The organism is Streptosporangium sp. NPDC002721, assembly GCF_042888905.1.
Lineage (GTDB): Bacteria > Actinomycetota > Actinomycetes > Streptosporangiales > Streptosporangiaceae > Streptosporangium.
Window position 1 is genome coordinate 244,667 of sequence record NZ_JBIAQI010000006.1, and the last position, 19,340, is coordinate 264,006.

The following is a 19,340-nucleotide window of genomic DNA, read 5'->3' on the forward strand; positions in this document are numbered from 1 at the left end:
CGAGAACCGTGAGGACCGGACGATGAGTGCCCTCGAACTCGTCCAGGCGACGCTGGCGGCCCGCGACCTGTCCGCCGCCTCCGCCGCCGCCCGCTCGGAGCTGGGCCTGGCCCCCGGCTTCCCCGACCCGGAGCTGGCCTCCTTCGCGATGGCGAACGAGGTCCTCACCCTGGGCGACACCTACCTGGAGATCGTGGCCCCGGCCGGTGAGACGTCGGCGCTGCACCGCTTCCTCGCCGGCGGCGAGGGCGGCTACCTGCTCGCGATCCGGGTGCCCGACACCGCGGCTCTGGTGGAGCGGGCCGCCGCCGCGAACGTGCGTGTCGTCCACCGGCAGGACTTCCAGGGGGCGACGATCACCCAGCTGCACCCCGGCGACCTGGGGGTGATGCTGGAGGCCGACGAGATCCCGGCCGGCCGCGAGTGGCACTACGACGACTGGAGCGTTCCCGCGCGCCCGCCCGGCGCGTCGGCGGGCGACCTGCTCGCGGCCGACGTGGCGGTCAGGGACCCGGAGGCGACCGCGGACCTCTGGGCCCGCCTGCTGGACGCTCCCGCCGCCGGGGACGGCGTGCCCTCCGTGCGGATCGGCAGCCGGACCGTCCGGTTCGTCCCCCACGCGGAAACCGACTCGGAAACCGGCTCGAAAACCCGCCCGGGAACCGGCACCGGCCGTCGCGGCCTCGTCGCCCTCGACCTGCGCTCCCTCACCCCCGGCGCACCACCTCGCGAGATCACCGTCGCCGGTCTCACGATCCGCCTCGTACCGGCCGAGAAGTCCCCGGCCGAGGAATCCCCGGCCGAGAAGTCCGCACCGGACGGGGAGGGCGCGTCATGAGCGTCCGCGTCATCCAGTGGGCGACCGGCGCCGTCGGCAAGACCTGCCTGCGCGCCGTCCTCGACTCCCCCGGCCTGGAACTCGCCGGGCTGTACGTCTACGGCGACCGCAAGGCGGGCAGGGACGCGGGCGAGATCGCCCGGCGGCCCCTCACCGGCGTGCTCGCCACCCGGGACCGGCAGCGGATCATCGACACCCCCGCCGACCTGGTCATCCACGCGCCCCGGCTGCAGGTCCCTTACGAGACCCACGACGCCGACATATGCGCGCTGCTGCGCTCGGGCAAGAACGTGATCACCACCGCGGGCCACCACTTCCCCCGCGCGCACGGCTGGGAACGCGAGGAGATGTTCCTGGACGCCTGCCGGGAGGGCGGCACGACCCTGTACGGCGTGGGCATCAGCCCCGGCGTCGTCGGCGAGCGGCTGGTGCTGGCGCTGACCGGCGTCTGCCTGGACCTGGAGCACGTCTCCATCGACGAGGTCCTCGACGCGAGCCGCACACCTGACCCGAACTTCGTCTTCGACGTCATGGGCATGGGCTCCGACCCCGCGAAGACCGACCTGACCTCGGGCGAGCTGCCGGAGCTGTACGGCATGCTCTACACCGAGACCCTGGCGTTCATGGCCGAGCGGATGGGCCTGGCCGTCGACCGCTACGAGCCCGACCATCACGTGGAACTCACCGACCGCGAACTCCGGGTAGCGGCCGGGACGATCCCCGAGGGCACGGTGGCCGCGACCGAGTGGCGCTGGCACGCGGTCAGCGGCGGGCGGCGGGTGCTGACGCTGTCCATCGTGTGGACCATGGACCCGTCGATGCCGCGCTACGCGGGCAGGGACCACTGGACGGTGAAGGTGACCGGCAGGCCGGGCCTGACGATGACCCTGAACCTGGTCGAGCCCGACGACCCGCTGAGCCGGACCACCGCGGGCCAGTTCGTCACCGCGGGCCCGGTGATCCGCGCCATCCCCGACGTCCTCGCCGCCCCGCCGGGCATCTTCGAACCCCCGGTCTTCGCCCCGTTCCCCTTCCCCGAGGTGAGCACACCGTGACCGTTCCCGCAGCCACAGGCTCCACCGGCACCGTCGTCACCGGCCCCGTCCGGCACGGGTCCGACGCCGACTACGCGCTGCACGCCGACGGCTCCCGGGTGGAGCGCCTGGCCGACATCCTCCGCCGCCGGGCGGCGGCCACCCCGGACCTGCCCGCGGTGATCGAGCCGGGCGGGGTGACGACCTTCGCCGACCTCGACGCCCGCTCCAGCCGGGTCGCCCGCGCGCTGCTGGCCGACGGGGTGGGCGAGGGCGACAGGGTCGCCTACATCGGGGCGAACGCCCCCTCCTTCCTGGAGGTGCTGTACGGCGCCGCCAAGGTGGGCGCGATCGCCACGGCCGTGAACAACCGCCTGGCCCCCGCGGAGGTCGCCCAGATCCTGGGCGACGCCGAGCCGTCGGTGCTCGTCCTCGGCTCAGGGGACGGCGGCCTCGCCCCCGAGCAGGGCGCCGTGCCCTCCCTCGCCCGGGTGGTCACCGTCGACGGCGACCCCGGGACGACCCCGTACGAGGACTGGCTGGACGGCCACCCGGCCGACGATCCGGGTGTCCTCGCCGACCCCGGCTCGACCGCGCTGATCTTCTACACCTCCGGCACCACCGGCCTGCCCAAGGGCATCATGCTGAGCGGGCGCAACCTCGGCCAGGCGCTGGCGACCATGCACTACGAGATCGGCCTCGACGAGACGTCGGTGGCGATGGCGCCGATCCCCTACTTCCACATCTCCGGGCTCGGCCTGGCGATGGTCGCGGCCGTCAACGGCGCGGCCCTGCTGCTGGAGCACGCCACCGCCCCCGAGGAGCTGCGGGACCTGCTGATCTCCCGGCGCGTGTCGCACGCCGCCCTGGTGCCGACGCTCATCCAGCGGCTGGTCGCGCTGCCCGGCGTGCGGGAGTACGACTGGTCGGCGCTGAAGATCGTCGTGTACGGCTCCTCCCCCATCCCGCTGCCGGTGATCCGGGCCGCGACCGAGTCCATCGGCTGCCGCTTCCTGCAGAGCTACGGGCTCACCGAGTCGACCGGCGGCGTGACCGTCCTGCGTCCGGACGACCACCTGCCCGGACCCGGTCTGGAGGGACGGCTGCTGTCGGCGGGCCACCCGATGCACGGCGTGCCGATGCGCGTGGTGCATCCGGAGACTCTGGAGGACCTCGGTCCCGGCGAGCGGGGCGAGGTCCTGATCGGCGGCGGGCACGTGATGGCGGGCTACTGGCGGCGCCCGGCGGAGACGGCCGCGACGATCCTGCCCGGCGGCTGGCTGCGTACGGGCGACGGGGGCTCCTTCGACGCCGACGGCTACCTCTACCTGCACGACCGGATCAAGGACATGATCGTCAGCGGTGGTGAGAACGTCTACCCGGCCGAGGTGGAGAGCGTGCTGACCGGCCACCCCTCGGTCGCCGAGGTTGCCGTGATCGGCGTGCCCTCCGACCGCTGGGGCGAGGTGCCGCACGCGGTGGTCGTCCGGCGCCCCGGCACGGAACCGGTCACCGCCGAGCGGCTGATCTCCTGGACCAGGGAGCGCCTGGCCCACTTCAAGTGCCCCGCCGGCGTCTCGTTCGTGGACGCGCTGCCGCGCAACGCGAGCGGCAAGCTCCTCAAGACGCGCCTTCGCGAGGACCACGGCCGGCGCTGAGCCCCGCGCACGGGTGCGGGCCGGTCCTCCCTCACCGCACGCGGGTGTAGGTCAGCCCGAAGTCGAGGTTCCAGGTCACGCCGTCCTCCGACATCTCCCAGCGCCCGTCCACGGTGTCGCCGTCGGCGCTCAGCGTGCCGGTGAAGCGCTGGTTGAACCCGGGCGCCTCCCGCCACATCGTCCACAGGTCGTCGGCGAACGTCATGCGGTAGACCCGGTGCACGCCCCGGGCGTCGGCGTACAGCATGGTGAACTCCCCGGTGGCGTCGTCGAGGCCGATCACGGCGGTGGTCGGGAACGGCGCGTGGTCCCGCCACGGGTCCGGGGTGGTGGGCGGGATCGGATCGGCGTCGGAGTGCTGGCGCAGGAACGCGCCGCCCTGCTGCCAGGCGAACTCGGTCCACGCGGTGCCGACGCCGTCGACCTTCGGCTGCACCGTCCACCGCCCGACGAGCACGTCGAGCCGCGCGAGTGCGGGATGCCTGCCGTCCATCTTCGTGTCCTCTCGTCGACGTCCTCACCACGCTAGCGACGGCCGGTGTCAAAAGGCACGGGAGGCCGCCTCGCGCGGCCTCCGATCCGGTGCGCCGGTCCTGCCGATCCCGCTGGTTCCGCTGGTCCCGGCGCGGTAGTCCCGCCGCCTTCCTACTCTCCGCGGTGTAGCCGGAAGAGCCTCCCCGGGCACCATGACCGCGGACCGTCCCAGGGGCGACGATCACAGCCCGCGCTCGTCCGGGAGGGGGTGTCCCGTCCCGGTGCGCGCGGGCACGTCCCTCCGCCGGCGAAAGGATCGCCTGATGTCTTCACTCTTCCGTCACATCACCCCGGTGCCGCCCGAGACCGCCACCGGGCGGGTCGCCGCCGTCTACGACCAGGTCAACGCCGAGTTCAGCAGTATCGGCCCGGCGGTCATGATGATGTCCCCCGCACCCGAACTGCTCGCCCCCGGCTGGGCCCTGCTGCGCGAGTCGCTGCTGGCCGGATCCGCTCCCCGCCGGGCCAAGGAGGCCGTCGCGGTCTCCGTCTCCCAGGTCAACCGGTGCGACTACGACGTGGCCGGGCATCTGGTCTTCCTGGAGCTGTCCGGAGGGGGCGACGTCGCGCGGGCGCTCCGCCACGGTGACGACCCGGCGGACGAGGACGTCGCGGCCGTCGTCCGGTGGGCGAGGGCCACCGGCGCCCCGGGGTCCCCGGAATCACCGGTCCTCGCGGGGCCGCCCGTCCCCGAGGCGCTCGCCCCGGAGTACATCGGGACCGCGCTGGCGCTGCACTTCGTCAACCGGATGGTCCTGATACTGCTCTCGGAGCGTCTGCTTCCCGGCGGCATGCGGGAGTCGGACACCGCGCGGCCCTTCGACGGCGCGCCGATCGCCCGCGCCGTCGAACGGCGCAGCTCCGGCGACGGCCTCCTCCTGCTGGAGGACGGCGAAGCCGGGCCCGCACCCGCCTGGGCGGGGGAAAGCCCCGTCGGGCCCGCGTACGCGGCTCTGCGGGACTCGGCGGCGAAGGGCGGCCTCCTGCTGTCCGAGGACGCCCGCACGGCGGTACGCGACACCGTCGGCCGTCACCTCGGCGAGTATCTCCCCACCGACGACGGGTGGCCCGCCACCTCGCTCGGCACCCTGGCACCCGGCGACCGGGCCGGGGCGACCCTCGCGATCCTCGCGGCGCTGGCACCGGACCAGATCACCGAGGACGACGTCGCCAGCTGGCGCTCCGGCCGGTACAGCGACCACTGCCTGCTGCACCTGCTCGCCTTCGGCGCGATGCTCACCGTCGAGCGCATCGGGACGAGCATCGGCCGGGCTCCGGGCGTCAGCTAGGGAACGTCCCCTGTCCCAGCGGCCCGCGCCGGAGGGTGGGAAGGTCGGTCGGCGGCCGGAGGCCGGGAAGATCTGTCAGCGAGAGAAGGCGATCTCCACGCGCCGGTTCTTCGCGCGTCCCTTCGGGTTGTCGACCACCTGGCCGTGCTCGTCGGTCATCGTGTTGTCCGCCACGGGCGCCGTGGCGCCGTGTCCGTCGACGGCGAAGGTGATGCCGGTCCCCTCCAGCAGCGGGGTGAGCGCCCGCTCGACCGCTTCCGCGCGCCTCAGGGAGAGGGCACGGTTGTAGGCGTCACCGCCCTTGGCGTCGGTGTGCCCGTCGATCCGCACCCGCTCGCCCCCGGCCTCCCGCTTGAGGATGGTGGCGGCCTGGGCCAGCCGCCGTCCGGCCTCGGCGGTGACCGTGGCCTTGTCGAAGGCGAACAGGACGTCGGCCGCCATCGTGATCCTGCCGCTGGTGGGGGTGTCCGCGTCGATGATCGACTCGTCCAGGGTGCCGATCCGCAGCTCGATGTCGATCACGCGCGCCCGCACGTCGACGATGGGTGCCCGCGCCGGGGGGCCGGGTGTGAGTTGAGGGGCCTGGGTGGGCGCCGGAGGCGGCGTGCAGACGGCCAGCCCGACGACCAGCGCCGCGCTAACCGAGCGGAACATCGGTGAACGTTCCCGCCAACGGGATGAACACGTCCATGGCGTTCACGTCGGCCGGCGGAGCGGCGAACGTGGCCGAGAAGACGACGCTGCGATCCCGGTCGATCGTCACCAGGCCGGAGCTGCACAGGCATTTGCCGTCCGCGTCCGTGGCCACCAGGTGCTTCTTGGCGTTCTTGGTGTCCACGAGGTGGACGCCGTCCACCGTGGGAGTGCCGGAGGGAACGGCGGAGAACGCGTCGCGCACGTCCCAGCCTCCGGCGCGGTCGTGCTCCAGCACGGTGGCCGCGAAGTTGACCGTGACCAGCTTGTCCTGCCGGCGGAGCGCGTACAGGTCGATGCGGACCTTGTACCAGTTGTTTCCCGTGACCTCCCGGCTGCCGATCACCTGATCGGCCGGCAGGCTCGCGACCGCCGAGGGCGAGACGGCGGGCGGCGTCGACGCGGCCCCGGAGGATGTGCCCGGTGAGCCGGACGGAGCGCTCGAACCGAGCTGGCAGCCGGCCGTCAGAAGCGCCCCCGCGATCAGAACCGCGTTCCTCTTCATAGGATCGCGAGTGTAATCACCCCGATTCCCGGAAACCTAGCTTTTTCCATCCGGCCGTTGCCGCAAAACTCGATACGGATCAGCCGGAAGTCACGCAAGGCGCCCGGAGCACAGATCAGCACGCGGGGACCGGCTCGCGTTCGCCCACCAGCGGTTGGGGTCGTGATCCACCGGTAAGGACCGGCGTCACCGCCACGGATGACGCCGCCACCGCCCGTCTTCCAGCCGCGAACCGGCTCCGTCTTTCGTCAGAGGGCGGAAGCCGGTTCCGTGTCGTCCGACGGGGACCTCCATCGCGCTTCGGGGCCTCCCGCGCTCGACGGTGCCGGCGAACGCCCGCCCCGTGACAGCGGGCGAACGCGTACCCCCTCTCTCAGCGCCTTCCGTCGTGCTGTACAGTCGCCCACTATGAAAACCGTTCCCATTTTCATAGTGGGTTCCCTCCTGCTGACACTCGCCGCCTGCGGGAGCGCGAGCGGCACGTCCACCGGCGCCGTCGGCCAGGCCGCGCCCGTCGTCACGGAGCTGACGAGTTGCGGTCTGCCTCTCAAGGTCGCCGCGCCGCCGCGCCGGGCGGTCTCCATGGAGCAGAACGCGACAGAGATCATGCTGACCCTGGGGCTCGCCGACCGGATGGCGGGCACGGCGTACCGGACGGACCCGGTGCTCGGCGAGCTCAAGGCCGGCTACGACAGGGTCCCCGTCCTGGCCGCCCAGTACCCCGGCCGGGAGGCCCTGCTGGCCGCCGGGCCTGACTTCGTCTACTCGATGCGCGCCTCCGCCTACGCGCCGGACGCCGGCGGTACCAGGAAGGACCTGGCCGGGCTCGGGATACCGGCCTACCTCTCCCCCAACGACTGCGAGGACCCGGGCCTGATCCCCTCCTCCGTCACGTTCGACGCCATCTTCGACGAGATCGGCGACATCGCGAGGATCTTCGGCGTCCCCGAGCGCGGGGAGAGCGTGGTGGCCGGTCTGCGAAAGCGCCTCGACGCGGCCAGGACAACGGCCGGGAACGTGACCGGAGCCGCAAGCGGAGACGCGAACGGCGCGAATTCGGATGTGAAACTCATGTGGTACTACTCCGGGACGAAGACCCCGGCCATCGCGGGTCGAGGTGGGCTGCCCGACACCATCGGAACGTTCCTCGGTGCGGGAAACGCCTTCTCCGACATCGATCAGCAGTGGTCCGAGGGAAGCTGGGAGAAGATCGCCGAGCGCGATCCGGACGTGATCGTGCTCGCCGACCTCACCCGTGGCGGTGACGGCGACAGCGCCGAGGCCAAGATGAGCTTCCTGCGCTCCGACCCCGTCGCCTCCCGGCTCACGGCGGTCAGGAAGAACCGTTTCGTCGTCGTCCCCGGATCGGCGATGGACCCCTCGATCAGGAGTGTCGGCGCCGTGGAACAGGTCAGCGACGGCCTGCGGGATCTTCACGGCTGACCCCGCACCCACCCCGCCGCTCCTCGCCGACCACGCAGAGACAACAACACCGCACCGTCGTACGACCACCGATCCTCCCGGAGACCCTGATGACCACCCCCACCGCTTCCGTGACCTCGCGGGACCTGTTCTCCTCCTGGGAGGAGCAGCAGGCCGCCTACGTGGCCCACCGCGAGAACCGCTTCGAGGTGATGCTCGACGTGCTCGGCCTGCACTGCCCGGCCGACCCCACCGTGCTCGACCTCGCCTGCGGGCCCGGCTCGATCGCCGACCGCGTGCTGAGCCGTTTTCCCCGGGCGCGCGCCGCGGCCGTCGACCACGACCCGGTGCTGGCACGGCTCGCGCGCTCGGTCCTGGCCCGCCACGACGACCGTGCCGTCGTGGTCGATTCCGACCTGGCGCACGCGGGCTGGTCGTCGGCACTGCCCGAATGGACCTTCGACGCGGTGCTGACCTCCACGGCGCTGCACTGGCTCTCCCCGGGGCAGCTGCTGGAGGTGTACGCCGAGCTGGCGCGGCTGCTGCCGCCAGGTTCCGTGCTCCTCAACGCCGACCACCTGCGCTTCGGCGACGGGTATCCGGCACTGCGGCGGCTGTCGGCCGACCACGACGCCGCCGTGCAGAAGGCGGCCTTCGCCGGCGGGGCCGCAACGTGGGAGCGGTGGTGGGCCACGGCCGCCCGGCACCCCGAGCTGGCTCCCCTGATGGCCGAACGCGAGCGGCGTTTCGCCGACCGCCCGCCGCAGCCCCACGCGCCGCTGGAGTTCCACCTCGCGGCGCTGCGCACGGCGGGCTTCACCGAGGTGGGAACCGTCTGGCAGTACCTGGACGACTACGTCGTCTTCGCCCGGCGCTGACCTCCGATGACCTCCGACGACTCCGCGCGTACCACCACGACGGCCGTACCCGCGGACCCCGGGACGACCACGCCCTCGCGGGCCGCGCTCGCGACGCGAGGGACCGTGCGGCGGGAGGGCGTCACGGTCTCACGGGCCGGGCGGCGGCGCGCGCTCCCGGTGAGCGGCGCGGGGCTGGTGCTGCTGCCGCTCTCGGTGGCGCTCGCGGTGACCGTCGGGGCCGCGGGCCTGTCGGTGGGCGACGTGTTCCAGAGCGTCGCCGCACACCTCGGCCTCCCGGTGGACCCGCCGAGCCCGTTGCGGGACGCGATCGTGTGGGAGTTGCGCCTGCCACGGGTGCTGCTCGCGACGCTGGTCGGGGGCGGCCTGGCCGTGTGCGGGGCGGTCCTGCAGACGCTGACCCGCAACCCGCTGGCCGATCCCTACCTGCTCGGCATCTCCTCGGGGGCGTCGACCGGGGCGGTGGCCGTCCTCATCCTCGGCCTGGGGTCGGGGGCCGCGACCGCCCTGACGGCGGGGGCCTTCGCCGGCAGCCTGGCGGCCTTCTGCTGCGTGCTCCTGCTCGCCGGGGCGACACCGGGCGGCTCCCTGCGCGTCGTGCTGGCGGGGGTGGCGGTCTCACAGCTGTTCAGCGCGCTGACCAGCCTGGTCGTCATCTGGGCCGGTGACGCGCAGAGCACCCGCGGCGTGACGTTCTGGCTGCTGGGCTCGCTCGCCTCGGCGAGCTGGGGCAGCGCCGTCCTCTGCGCGGCGGTGGCGGGGGCCGGCCTGGCGGTGTGCTGGGCCGCCGCCCCCGCCCTGGACGCCCTCGCCCTCGGGCGCGAGCTCGCCGCCTCGCTCGGCGTCGCCCCGGGCAGGACGCGGCTCGTCCTGCTCGTCACCACCGCGCTGATGACCGCGGTCCTCGTCGCGGCGAGCGGCGCCATCGGTTTCGTGGGCCTGGTCGTCCCGCACGCCGTCCGCTTCCTGGTGGGCGCCCGTCACCGCGTGCTGCTGCCGGCCTGCGCGCTGTACGGGGCGATCTTCCTGCTGTGGGCCGACACCGCCGCGCGCACGCTGTTCTCCCCGCGCGAGGTGCCCGTCGGCATCCTCACCGCGCTGATAGGCGTCCCGGCCTTCGCGGTCATCATGCGTGGCAAGGGCGCCCGGTCATGAGCCTGGACGCCCTGGACGCCCTGGACACCGGTGGCGGCGAGGGCGGGCCGGGCGGTTCAGCCGCTCGGCTGCCGCCCGTCCGGCGAATCTTCCGGCAGCGGAAGGTGAACGCGGAAAGGCTCTGGTCGCGGGTCCGGCGGCCCCGGCGGGTGCCTGCCGTTCGCCACGCGAGAGTCAGCCGATCCGGCGGCCGGTGCCCTCCCACCAGGGGCGGCGCAGCTCGCGCTTGAGGACCTTGCCCGACGGGTTGCGGGGCAGCGCGTCGACGAAGGAGACGGCGGTGGGGCACTTGTAGTGGGCGAGCCGCTCGCGGGTCCAGGCGAGCAGTTCCTCCTCGGTGGCCTCCTGGCCGGGGCGGGGCACCACGACCGCCAGGGGCGTCTCGCCCCAGCGCTCGGAGGGGACGCCGATCACCGCGTTCTCCAGCACGGCGGGGTGACCGGCCAGGGCGCTCTCCACCTCGGCGGGGTAGACGTTCTCCCCGCCGCTGACGATCATGTCCTTGATCCGGTCGTTCAGGTAGAGGTAGCCGTCGCCGTCCATCGACCCGGCGTCGCCGGTGCGCAGCCAGCCGCCTGGTAGGAAGGCGGCGGCCGTCTCGCCGGGGTTGCGCCAGTAACCGGTCGTCACGCAGGGGCCCCGGACGATGACCTCGCCCACCACGCCGGGGTCGGCGGGCCTGTCCGTCTCCAGGTCGAGGATCGCGACCTCCATGCCGGGCACCGCCCGCCCGGCCGAGCGCAGCCGCCCCTTGACCGGGTTGTCCGGCAGATGCTGGTCGGGACCGAGCAGGGTCGTCACGCCGATGGTCTCGGTGAGCCCGTACGACTGGAAGAACTCGGCGCCGAACAGCGCGACGGCCCGTGCCAGCAGGCTCTCGGTGATGGGCGAGGCGCCGTACACGATCTGCCGGAGCGCGGAGAAGTCGGCGTCGCGGGCCGCGGGCAGCTCGGTCATCACCTGGATCACCGCCGGGACCATCGCCGTGTGGGTGACGCGGTGGCGGATCAGCTGGTCGAGCATGGAGGTGGGCGTGGGCTCCCGGCACTGCACGAGGGTGCCGCCCTCGGCGATCGTGATGAGCGCCCAGCCCGCGCCGGCGATGTGGTAGTACGGGATCGGCACCATGCTGACCGCCCCGCCGCCCCCGCCGCCCAGGTCGAAGCAGGCGCCGAACAGCGCGACCCCCGAGGCGAGCCCGGCCGCGGTGATGTTGACTCCCTTGGGCCTGCCCGTCGTGCCGGAGGAGTACATGAGCACGAGCAGCTCGTCCCCGGCGGCGTCGCGCCCGGGATCCCGGGGCCGCGCCCCGGCCAGCCACTCCTCGTACGCGGGGCCGACCACGATTACCGGTACGCCGTCCCCCGCCGGGACCTCGGCGTGCTCGGGGCCGGCGACCACCAGCGACACGGCGGCGTCGGCGAGGATCCAGCGCATCTCGTCCGCGGCCAGCCTGAAGTTGAGCGGGACCAGCACCACGCCCGCCTTGGCCGCACCGAAGAGCAGTTCGAAGTACTCGGTGGCGTTGCGGTCGACGTACCCCACGCGGTCGCCGGGTTCGAGGCCCGCGGCGATCAGGGCGTCGGCCACCCGGTCGGAGCGCTCGGCGAGTTCCCCGTAGGTGGCGGCGCGGCCGTCACCGGTGACGGCGACGGCGCCGGGCGCGCGGCTCGCGGACAGGCGCAGGAGATCGGCGACGGGGGTGGGGGCGGGGGGCATGGTCGTCCTTCTCTCTTCATGGCCGGACGTCGCCGCCCGGCTTCTCACACGGGCCGGACGTCACCGCCCGGCCCTTCCACGCGGACCGGACGTCGCCGCCCGGCCTTCCACACGGACCGGACGTCGCCGCCCGGCCTTCCACACGGACCGGACGTCGCCGGCCGGTCCTCCTCGCGAGCCGGGCGTCGCCGCCCGGCCCCTGTCGGGTTGTCGAGTCGTCGGACCCGAGCCGAAGCCCGCCCGGCCGTTTTCAGGCCGGGCGTTGCACGACGATCTCGTGGCCGCGCAGCGGGGCCGTGCAGGCGTCACACGTCAGCTGGATCTGGAAGTCGCGCCCGCACGCCCGGTGGGTGTAGACCAGGGCGGGTCCCTCGGCCGCCCGGAACCACCGCTGTCCCCAGTCGATGCCGGTCATCGTCACCGGGAAGAAGGCTCGCCCCTTCTCCGTGAGGTGGTAGCTGAGCCAGTCCGGCCGTTCGGCGCTGGGGACCTGCTCGAAGACGCCGAGCTCGCAGAAGACCCGGAGCCGGTCGGCGATGATGGTGGGCGGGGCGCCCAGACGCTGCTCGAAGTCGCGGAAGCGGTGCAGTCCCTGGAAGGCGGCGCCCAGGATGGCGGCCGACCAGCGGTTGCCGACCAGCGCCATCGTCTCGGGGAACATGCCCGCGCCGCCGTCGGCGGTGGAGCCGGAACGGCGGCGGGTCGTGGCCGCGGGCACCGAGCGTTCCCAGGTGCCGCTCGGCCCGAAACCGCCGACGACGTCGCGGGGCCGTACCGAACGCGAGCAGGCGGCGCAGGTGAGGATGGGCAGGAACTCCCGGCCGCAGCGCCGGTGGACCATCCTGGGCAGCGACTCCTGGTGCTCGGGCACCCAGCGCGACTCCCACGCCCACACCGACAGCAGCATCGGCCACAAGTCCCGTCCCCGCTTGGTCAGCCGGTACTCGAACCGCTTGGCCCTGCTCTGGTACTCGACCCGCTCGAAGACGCCCATCTCGGTGAGGAACGCCAGCCTCCGGGTCAGTACGGCGTGCGAGATGGGCAGTTCCTGCCGCCACTCCCCGTAGCGGCGCACCCCGAGCAGCGCGTAACGCAGGATCAGCAGGTTCCACTCGTCGCCGATCAGCCCCAGGGTGAGGCCGACGGCGTTGGTGTGCCCTGGGGGGAGCTGCGTGGGACGGTCCATGGGGTGCACGAGCACGCGCGTCTCCTGTAGGCCACGGTCCCGGGTGCCCTTCGCCGCCGTGTCATGACCGGCGGGGACGTCGGGCCCCGTGGCCACGCGGCCGGAGGCGTCCGCGCCGGAGGGACCGGCGACGCCGGTTCCCCCCCTCGCGGGCCGGATCACGCCGGTCACAGCCTCAGGGCTTGGGCCGGTGACTCGGCGTCCCGCCAGCCGGGGATCGAGTCGCCCGCCGCCCAGGTGGCGTGGGTGCCGCTGGAGATGCGTTCGGGAAGCCTCAGCCTGGCCAGCGGACCGTCGGCCACCCTGGCCGCGTCGAAGATCAGGCACTCGGAACGATCTTCGTTCATGTCGGTGGTCAGCGTAACAAGGTAACCGTCGTCCTCGGCGGAGGATCCCACGCGCGGGGCCATGGCGGGTTCGCTGCCGTACACCCCGGCGGGCAGGCCGAAGCGCTCCTCCTTGCCGGTGAACAGGTCGTGGCGGACCAGCCCGTCGAACAGGAACCACCCCTCCAGCCCGGTGGCCGCGTAGGCGTAGCGGTGGCGGCGCCCGCCGTAGGCGTTGTTGAGCACACCGAACTCGGTGACGGAGTCGGTCAGCCGTTCCTCCCTGCAGCGCCCGGTGACCAGGTTCAGCCGCCAGCGGTGCAGCCGGGTCTGCATGCGGTCGAGCGCGAGGAAGCGGAACATCCGCTGGTAGGCGCCGCCCTCGCCGGTGTCCTTGGGCTCGGGCTCGTCCTGGAAGAAGCCGTCCAGGACGATCTCGTCGCCCTCCTCGTAGGCGTTGACCCAGTGCAGCACGTAGGTGGGGTCGGCCTCGAACCACCGGATCGGCCGGCCGCCCCCGCGCCGGGGCACCACGGCCAGCCGGGTCGGCAGCTCGGGATGGAACCTGGCCGCGTACCGCCCCCTCGCCATCAGCTCGGGCTCCCAGAACATGGGGCAGTCGTTGAGGATGGCGTAGTTCTCGGTGAAGGCCATGTCGTGCGGCAGGCGCGGCCCCGGGAGCGGGACCTCCACGTAGTGGCTGAGCCGGTTGTCGGCCCCGACCACGCCGTAGTGCATGTACGGCTCGTCGGTGCCGTAGTTGAAGAAGAGCAGCTCCCCGGTGTGCGGGTCGACCTTCGTGTGCGCCGAGACGCCCAGGTCGTAGGGGAAGGCCCCGCCCCAGTCGGCCTTGCCGAGCGTCTCCAGGGTGAGCGGGTCGAGCCGGTAGAGGTCGCCGCACTGGTAGAAGCTGGTGAGCGCGACGCCCGCGTGCACGACGACGTCGGTGCTGGAGGCGTCCTTCATCCGGCCCCTGGCTCCCCAGCCGTCCTGGCGCGGGGAGCCGGCGGGCCGCTCGGCGATCCCGGCCCAGAGCGGCCCGCCCGCCTCCCGCTCGGCGAGCAGCCCCTCGGTGCGGATGAAGCGGTTGCGGTAGAAGGCCTTGCCGTCGCGGAACCCGACGACGTGGACCATGCCGTCACCGTCGAAGGGGTGGTAGCGCTCCAGCGCGGGGTGCACCGGGTTCTCGGTGTTGCGCAGGTAGACCCCGTCGAGGTCGGCGGGGATCTCCCCCTCGACGACCCGCAGGTCCTCGGCACGCCACTCGGTGGTCTGCGGCCGCCAGGGGCCCGTCCGGTACGGGTGGTCGTCGTCCTGGGGCAGGGTCGACAGCACGCGCCCGACGACTTCGACGTCCATTGTCTTCTCCTCGTATGACTGGACCGCGCGGGCCCTCGTGTGACCGGCCCGCACGGGGAGTGCCCGCTACTTCGCCCGGCCCGCTCGACCCGCTCGACCCGGTCTCCCTCACCCGGCCCGCTCGGGCCGGTCTCCCCTCACCCGGCCCGCTTCGCCGGGACCCGCTCGGCCCCGACCCGCTCGGCCCGGACCCGCTCGGCTCCGGCCTACTCGGCCCCGACGACGAAGCTGACGGTCGTGGTCGTGCTGCCGCCGATGTTGAGCGTGCCGAACCGGCGTGCCCCCTCGACCTGGTAGGCGCCGGCCCGGCCGGTGACCTGGCGGGCGGCGTCGAGGAGCATCCGGACCCCGGTGGCGCCGACCGGGTGGCCGCCGCCGATGAGGCCGCCGCCCGGGTTGACGGGGATGCGCCCGCCGATCTCCAGGTCGCCGTTCTCGACGGCCTTCCAGCTCTCACCGGGTCCGGTGATGCCGAAGTGGTCGATCGCGGCGTACTGCGACATGGTGAAGCAGTCGTGCGTCTCGATGCCGTCGAGGTCGTCGACGCCGCCGACGCCCGCGCGGGAGAACGCGTCGAGCACCGTGTTGCGCACGTGCGGCAGCGTGTACGGCTGGTCGCGGCTGCGCTCCAGTTTCGCCGCCAGCGGGAGCCCGACGGTCCGGTGCCCCCAGCCGAGCACCCGGGCGAGGCGGCCCTCGCGCGCGAGTCCGGGACGGCGGGACAGGAAGCGCTCCCCGACCAGCACCACCCCGGCGCCGCCGTCGGTGATCTGGCTGCAGTCCGTACGCCGCAGCCTGCCCTCCACCACCGGGTTGGCCTCGTCGTCGGCGGCGAAACTGGCCTCGGTGAACGTCCACCCGCGCGTCTGCGCGTTGGGGTTGGCCCTGGCGTTGCGGAAGTTGAGCTCGGCGACGGCCCGCAGGTGGGCGTCGTCGAGGCCGTAGCGCCGGTCGTACTCGTCGGCGAGGGCGCTGAACATGTGGGGCCAGACGAACTTCGCGTCCTGCCCCTCGTGGCCCACCCACGCGGCGGCGCCGAGGTGCCCGGCGGCGAGGTCACCGGGCACGGTGCGCTCCAGCTCCAGGCCGAGGACGAGGGCGCAGTCGTAGCGCCCGGACTCGATGTCGGCCATCGCGGCCAGCGCGGCGACGCCACCGGAGGCGCAGGCCGCCTCGTGCCTGGCCGAGGGGATCTCCCACAGCTCGGGCTCGACGGTGGCGGGCATGCCGCCCAGCTGGCCCTGGCCGGTGAAGAGCTGGCCGAAGGCGTTGCCGACGTGGATGACGTCCACGTCGGCGGGGGCGAGCCCGGCGTCGTCGAGGGTGCCGCGCACGACCTCCCCGGTGAGCTCGGCGAACCCCTGACCGGCCCGCGACCAGTTACGGGCGAAGTCACTCTGGTAGCCGCCCAGGATCCATACCGCGTCCGGCATGGCGCGCCTCCTCGCTGAGATCCGTCTACTGTCCGTTTCTTACTACAACAAGAAGAGTAAGCCGTCAACGCGCCCCGGATCGTTCATCCAGGTCCGCGCGGAAAAACTCCTTCGAGACGGTATTGCCGCCCCCGTGGCCTCTCACTACATTTAAAAGAGTTACCTGACGACGGCGACGGGAGGAGCGGCGCATGGGATCGCTCGACGGGCAGGTCATCGTGATCACCGGGGGCGGGCGGGGCCTGGGGCGGGCGTTCGCCCTGCACCTGGCCGGGCTGGGCGCCCGGATGGTGGTCAACAACCGCAACCGGGTCGTCGACGAGAACGGCCTCGGCCCCGCCGACCACGTGGTCCGGGAGATCCGGGACGCGGGCGGCGAGGCCGTCGCCGAGCACGGCGACGTCGCCGACCCGGCCACCGCCCGCCACCTGGTGGAGCTCGCCCTCGGCACCTGGGGCAGGCTCGACGCCTGCGTCACCAGCGCCGCGGTCAGCGGCCCCGCGATGTTCCACAAGTCCTCCCCCGAGGCGTTCGAGGCCGTCATCCGCACCAACGTGCTCGGCACCGCCCAGGTCGCCGCGGCCTGCTCGGCCGTCATGCGCGAGCGGCGCCACGGCCGGATCGTGCTGGTCGCCTCCACCGCCGGGCTGCACGGCGAGCCCACCGTCTCGGCGTACGCGGCGAGCAAGGGCGCGGTGATCGCGCTCGGCCGGACCGTGGCGGCCGAGGGCGCCCCGCGCGGGGTGTTCACCAACGTCCTGCTCCCGTACGCGCTGACCCAGATGACCGAGAGCGGCATGGCGGCCGAGCACCGCCACCTGATGGACGCCGGAGCGGTCGCCCCAGTGGTCGCCGCGCTCTGCGACCCCCGGGGCACCCTCAACGGCGAGGTGATCGTGGCCGCGGGCGGCGGCCTGCGCTCCGCCGACTCCGTCGAGTGGGGCACCGTCCTGACCTCGGAGACCGCCACAGAAACCGGCACGGAAGAGGGCGGCCTGAGTCCCGCGAGGCTCGCCGGACTTCTCGACCGCAGCCGCAAGGGCCCCGCCCACCGCTACACCAACGCCCGGGACGGCTTCCTGGACCTCGCAGAGGAGATGAACCGTTGACAGGCCTGCTGATCAACCTGGTGGTCACGGCGGTCGCCGTGCTGCTCACCATGCTCGCCACGATGGCCTACGCGCTGCGCACGCGAAATCAGGGCTTCGTCGACACCGTCTGGGGCCTGGGCTTCGTCGTCGTGGCGGCGGTCAGCTTCGTGACCTCCCAGATCCTCGGTGAGGGCCTCGACGCCCGGCGGATCATCGTGCTTGCGCTCACCGCGATCTGGGGGATACGGCTGGGCGCCTACATCCACCGGCGCAACCACGGCAAGGGCGAGGACCCGCGCTACACCGCGCTGATGCGCAGGAACACCGGCCCCGTGGTGCCGTACGTGATCAAAAACGTTTACTGGCCGCAGGGCTCGATCATGTGGGTGGTGTCGCTGCCCGTGCAGGTCGCCATGTACGAGGCCGCGCCGCTCGGGATCGTCACCTGGATCGGCGTCGCCCTGTGGGCCGTCGGCTTCCTGTTCGAGGCGGTCGGCGACCACCAGCTCTCCCGGTTCAAGGCGGACCCGGCCAATCAGGGCAGGGTGATGGACCGCGGGCTGTGGGCCTGGACCCGGCACCCCAACTACTTCGGCGACGCCGTCGTGTGGTGGGGCCTGTTCCTGATCGCCTGCTCCCACTGGGCGGCGCTGCCGACGGTCGTCTCCCCGCTCCTGATGACCCACATGCTGGTCAACAAGAGCGGAAAGGCCCTGCTGGAGCGGCGGATGGCGCGCCATCGCGGCCCCGAGTACGCCGACTACCTGGCCAGGACCAGCGGCTTCCTGCCCCGCCCGCCCCGGCGCGGCTGAGGCTGGGACAGCAGGGACCTCGGGCGGTCGGCCGCGGGCGTCTCAGATGGCCTCAGATGGAGGGTGGCAGCGACGACAGCAGGTCGAAGCGGCGGTCGCCCTCGTACAGGGGCGTCTGTGCGTGCAGGGGCGACGCGGGCAGCGGGTCGTACAGGGGCGTGGGCGTCGGGATCGGGGCCGGCGCCGGGAGGGGCGGGGGCACGGAGCTCAGCGACCTGCTCCCGCTCTCGTAGAGGACGGCGTACAGCCCGCTGATCAGGCGCCGCACGTCCCGCTCCGGCCGGACCACCAGGCGCATGAACTGGCTGGTCATACCGAGCTTGTTGCCGCACTCGCGGACGAACAGGTTGTGCTCGTCGAGCAACTGGTCCCGCAGGGCGGCGCCGTCGCGGCCCCCGGGGAGCCGTACCAGCAGGAAGTTGCCCTGGGAGGGGAAGACGGTGAGGCCCGGGACCCGGGTCAGCTGGTAGCGCATCGACTCGCGGTCCAGGGCGAGCAGCCGGAGGCTGTCCAGATATTCGGACATGTGCTGGCGGATCATGAAGACCACGGTCTCGGCGAAGGAGTTGAGGTTCCACTTGGGCAGGGCGCGCCGCACCCTGGCCGCCAGCGCGGGGTTGGCCACCATGTAGCCGAAGCGGATGCCGTGCAGCCCGAAGTTCTTGCCGAGGCTCTTCAGCACGACCACGTTGGGCCGGATGGCCGCCTCGTTCGCGACGCTCGGGTACGGCTCGGCGTCGACGAAGTCGATGAACGACTCGTCCACCACGACCAGATCGAGGTCGACGAGCCTGTCGAGCAGGGCGATGACCTCGTGGCGGCGCAGGTAGCCCCCGTCGGGGTTGTTCGGGTTGCAGATGACCGCCACCCGGGAGCCGCGGTGCCGGATGAAATTGACGTAGGAGTCCACGTCCAGCGCGAACCCCTGGTTCTCCGGCAGCGGATACATGTCCACGCGCTTGCCGGTCTCCATCGGCTGGTCGGTCCAGCGGCCGAAGGTGGGGATCGGGACGGCGAGGCTCTCCCTGACCAGCAGGTGGTCGATCCAGGTGATCAGCTCCGTCGACCCGTTCCCCATCACGACGGTCTGCGGGTTGAGCCCCAGCACCCCGCAGAGCTCGGCGGTGATCGTGTCGGCGTCGCTGGGGTAGAACTTCAGGATCGTGCCGAGGTTGCGCTCCAGGACGCCGAAGACCTCGGGCGTGGGGAAGTACGGGTTGCAGGGGATGCAGAAGTCGACCAGCTCCTCCCCCTGCTCCGGCTGCTCCGGCGCGGCCCGCATGAGTGAGAAGTACGACGGGCTGTGCGCGGCGGTGTGCGCTCGGCTGCGATCGGTGGAACCGGCCAACTGGGCCTCCTGACGGACGTGCGCGCCTCTGACACCCCCAGCTACGCACCTGGATACGGA

Annotated in this window: 17 protein-coding genes; 9 read left to right on the forward strand and 8 right to left on the reverse strand. The window is 72.8% G+C overall.

What is annotated here, in order from left to right:
- Positions 1–22: 22 nt before the first annotated feature.
- From ACFYWM_RS10300 to ACFYWM_RS10310, 3 genes are read left to right on the forward strand one after another with little or no spacing between them, the layout of a single operon-like run.
- Positions 23–838, forward strand: a complete 816-nt coding sequence (locus ACFYWM_RS10300; protein WP_389911666.1) for a VOC family protein — start codon at positions 23–25, stop codon at positions 836–838.
- Positions 835–1,893 carry a hypothetical protein gene (locus ACFYWM_RS10305; protein WP_389911669.1) on the forward strand — a complete coding sequence of 353 codons (1,059 nt, stop codon included), beginning with the start codon at positions 835–837 and terminating at the stop codon, positions 1,891–1,893. The genes ACFYWM_RS10300 and ACFYWM_RS10305 overlap by 4 nt, the downstream gene beginning before the upstream one ends.
- Entirely contained in the window at positions 1,890–3,530 is a 1,641-nt protein-coding gene (locus ACFYWM_RS10310; protein WP_389911672.1) for an AMP-binding protein, read from the forward strand. The genes ACFYWM_RS10305 and ACFYWM_RS10310 overlap by 4 nt, the downstream gene beginning before the upstream one ends.
- A 31-nt stretch (positions 3,531–3,561) precedes the next feature.
- Here ACFYWM_RS10310 and ACFYWM_RS10315 read toward each other — a convergent pair whose 3' ends face one another.
- Entirely contained in the window at positions 3,562–4,023 is a 462-nt protein-coding gene (locus ACFYWM_RS10315; protein WP_389911675.1) for a hypothetical protein, read from the reverse strand.
- Between the two features lie 304 nt (positions 4,024–4,327).
- On the opposite strand from ACFYWM_RS10315, the gene ACFYWM_RS10320 reads away from it, so the two are divergent.
- Positions 4,328–5,353 (forward strand): DNA-binding protein, encoded by a 1,026-nt coding sequence (locus ACFYWM_RS10320; protein WP_389911678.1) that lies wholly within the window; start codon positions 4,328–4,330, stop codon positions 5,351–5,353.
- A 75-nt stretch (positions 5,354–5,428) separates the two neighbouring features.
- Here ACFYWM_RS10320 and ACFYWM_RS10325 read toward each other — a convergent pair whose 3' ends face one another.
- Entirely contained in the window at positions 5,429–6,007 is a 579-nt protein-coding gene (locus ACFYWM_RS10325; protein WP_389911680.1) for an OmpA family protein, read from the reverse strand.
- Entirely contained in the window at positions 5,991–6,551 is a 561-nt protein-coding gene (locus tag ACFYWM_RS10330; protein WP_389911683.1) for a hypothetical protein, read from the reverse strand. Before ACFYWM_RS10330 ends, ACFYWM_RS10325 begins: the two co-directional genes overlap by 17 nt.
- Positions 6,552–6,983: 432 nt before the next feature.
- On the opposite strand from ACFYWM_RS10330, the gene ACFYWM_RS10335 reads away from it, so the two are divergent.
- From ACFYWM_RS10335 to ACFYWM_RS10345, 3 genes are all read left to right on the forward strand, one after another.
- Positions 6,984–7,994, forward strand: coding sequence for an ABC transporter substrate-binding protein (locus tag ACFYWM_RS10335; protein WP_389911687.1), 1,011 nt, complete (start codon positions 6,984–6,986; stop codon positions 7,992–7,994).
- An 89-nt stretch (positions 7,995–8,083) separates the two neighbouring features.
- A complete protein-coding gene (locus ACFYWM_RS10340; protein WP_389911690.1) occupies positions 8,084–8,851 on the forward strand; it encodes a class I SAM-dependent methyltransferase in 768 nt (255 codons plus the stop codon).
- A gap of 6 nt (positions 8,852–8,857) precedes the next feature.
- Entirely contained in the window at positions 8,858–10,006 is a 1,149-nt protein-coding gene (locus tag ACFYWM_RS10345) for a FecCD family ABC transporter permease (RefSeq protein WP_389911693.1), read from the forward strand.
- A 174-nt stretch (positions 10,007–10,180) separates the two neighbouring features.
- Here ACFYWM_RS10345 and ACFYWM_RS10350 read toward each other — a convergent pair whose 3' ends face one another.
- The 4 genes from ACFYWM_RS10350 to ACFYWM_RS10365 form a co-directional block, all read right to left on the reverse strand.
- The gene (locus tag ACFYWM_RS10350; protein WP_389911696.1) at positions 10,181–11,725 is read right to left on the reverse strand and encodes a long-chain-fatty-acid--CoA ligase; all 1,545 of its coding nucleotides are present in this window, start codon (positions 11,723–11,725) and stop codon (positions 10,181–10,183) included.
- 250 nt (positions 11,726–11,975) lie between these two features.
- Positions 11,976–12,926: a winged helix-turn-helix transcriptional regulator gene (locus tag ACFYWM_RS10355; protein WP_389911699.1), complete on the reverse strand. Its 951-nt coding sequence runs from the start codon at positions 12,924–12,926 to the stop codon at positions 11,976–11,978.
- Between the two features lie 152 nt (positions 12,927–13,078).
- Positions 13,079–14,596, reverse strand: coding sequence for a carotenoid oxygenase family protein (locus ACFYWM_RS10360; RefSeq protein WP_389911702.1), 1,518 nt, complete (start codon positions 14,594–14,596; stop codon positions 13,079–13,081).
- A gap of 206 nt (positions 14,597–14,802) precedes the next feature.
- On the reverse strand, positions 14,803–16,029 hold the full coding sequence (locus ACFYWM_RS10365; protein WP_389911705.1) for an acetyl-CoA acetyltransferase: 1,227 nt from the start codon (positions 16,027–16,029) through the stop codon (positions 14,803–14,805).
- Positions 16,030–16,220: 191 nt separating this feature from the next.
- On the opposite strand from ACFYWM_RS10365, the gene ACFYWM_RS10370 reads away from it, so the two are divergent.
- Both ACFYWM_RS10370 and ACFYWM_RS10375 read left to right on the forward strand, forming a co-directional pair.
- The gene (locus ACFYWM_RS10370; protein WP_389911708.1) at positions 16,221–17,138 is read left to right on the forward strand and encodes an SDR family NAD(P)-dependent oxidoreductase; all 918 of its coding nucleotides are present in this window, start codon (positions 16,221–16,223) and stop codon (positions 17,136–17,138) included.
- Positions 17,135–17,932, forward strand: coding sequence for a DUF1295 domain-containing protein (locus ACFYWM_RS10375; protein WP_389911711.1), 798 nt, complete (start codon positions 17,135–17,137; stop codon positions 17,930–17,932). Before ACFYWM_RS10370 ends, ACFYWM_RS10375 begins: the two co-directional genes overlap by 4 nt.
- 52 nt (positions 17,933–17,984) lie before the next feature.
- Here ACFYWM_RS10375 and ACFYWM_RS10380 read toward each other — a convergent pair whose 3' ends face one another.
- On the reverse strand, positions 17,985–19,280 hold the full coding sequence (locus ACFYWM_RS10380) for a pyridoxal phosphate-dependent aminotransferase (protein WP_389911714.1): 1,296 nt from the start codon (positions 19,278–19,280) through the stop codon (positions 17,985–17,987).
- Positions 19,281–19,340: the final 60 nt, after the last annotated feature.

Bases quoted from the DNA above. Each gene is read 5' to 3' on its own strand.
- ACFYWM_RS10370 (WP_389911708.1), top strand. From the start codon at position 16,221: ATGGGATCGCTCGACGGGCAGGTCATCGTGATCACCGGGGGCGGGCGG.
- ACFYWM_RS10365 (WP_389911705.1), bottom strand. From the start codon at position 16,029: ATGCCGGACGCGGTATGGATCCTGGGCGGCTACCAGAGTGACTTCGCC.
- ACFYWM_RS10315 (WP_389911675.1), bottom strand. From the start codon at position 4,023: ATGGACGGCAGGCATCCCGCACTCGCGCGGCTCGACGTGCTCGTCGGG.
- ACFYWM_RS10360 (WP_389911702.1), bottom strand. From the start codon at position 14,596: ATGGACGTCGAAGTCGTCGGGCGCGTGCTGTCGACCCTGCCCCAGGAC.
- ACFYWM_RS10300 (WP_389911666.1), top strand. From the start codon at position 23: ATGAGTGCCCTCGAACTCGTCCAGGCGACGCTGGCGGCCCGCGACCTG.
- ACFYWM_RS10305 (WP_389911669.1), top strand. From the start codon at position 835: ATGAGCGTCCGCGTCATCCAGTGGGCGACCGGCGCCGTCGGCAAGACC.
- ACFYWM_RS10330 (WP_389911683.1), bottom strand. From the start codon at position 6,551: ATGAAGAGGAACGCGGTTCTGATCGCGGGGGCGCTTCTGACGGCCGGC.
- ACFYWM_RS10340 (WP_389911690.1), top strand. From the start codon at position 8,084: ATGACCACCCCCACCGCTTCCGTGACCTCGCGGGACCTGTTCTCCTCC.
- ACFYWM_RS10350 (WP_389911696.1), bottom strand. From the start codon at position 11,725: ATGCCCCCCGCCCCCACCCCCGTCGCCGATCTCCTGCGCCTGTCCGCG.
- ACFYWM_RS10345 (WP_389911693.1), top strand. From the start codon at position 8,858: ATGACCTCCGACGACTCCGCGCGTACCACCACGACGGCCGTACCCGCG.
- ACFYWM_RS10320 (WP_389911678.1), top strand. From the start codon at position 4,328: ATGTCTTCACTCTTCCGTCACATCACCCCGGTGCCGCCCGAGACCGCC.
- ACFYWM_RS10325 (WP_389911680.1), bottom strand. From the start codon at position 6,007: ATGTTCCGCTCGGTTAGCGCGGCGCTGGTCGTCGGGCTGGCCGTCTGC.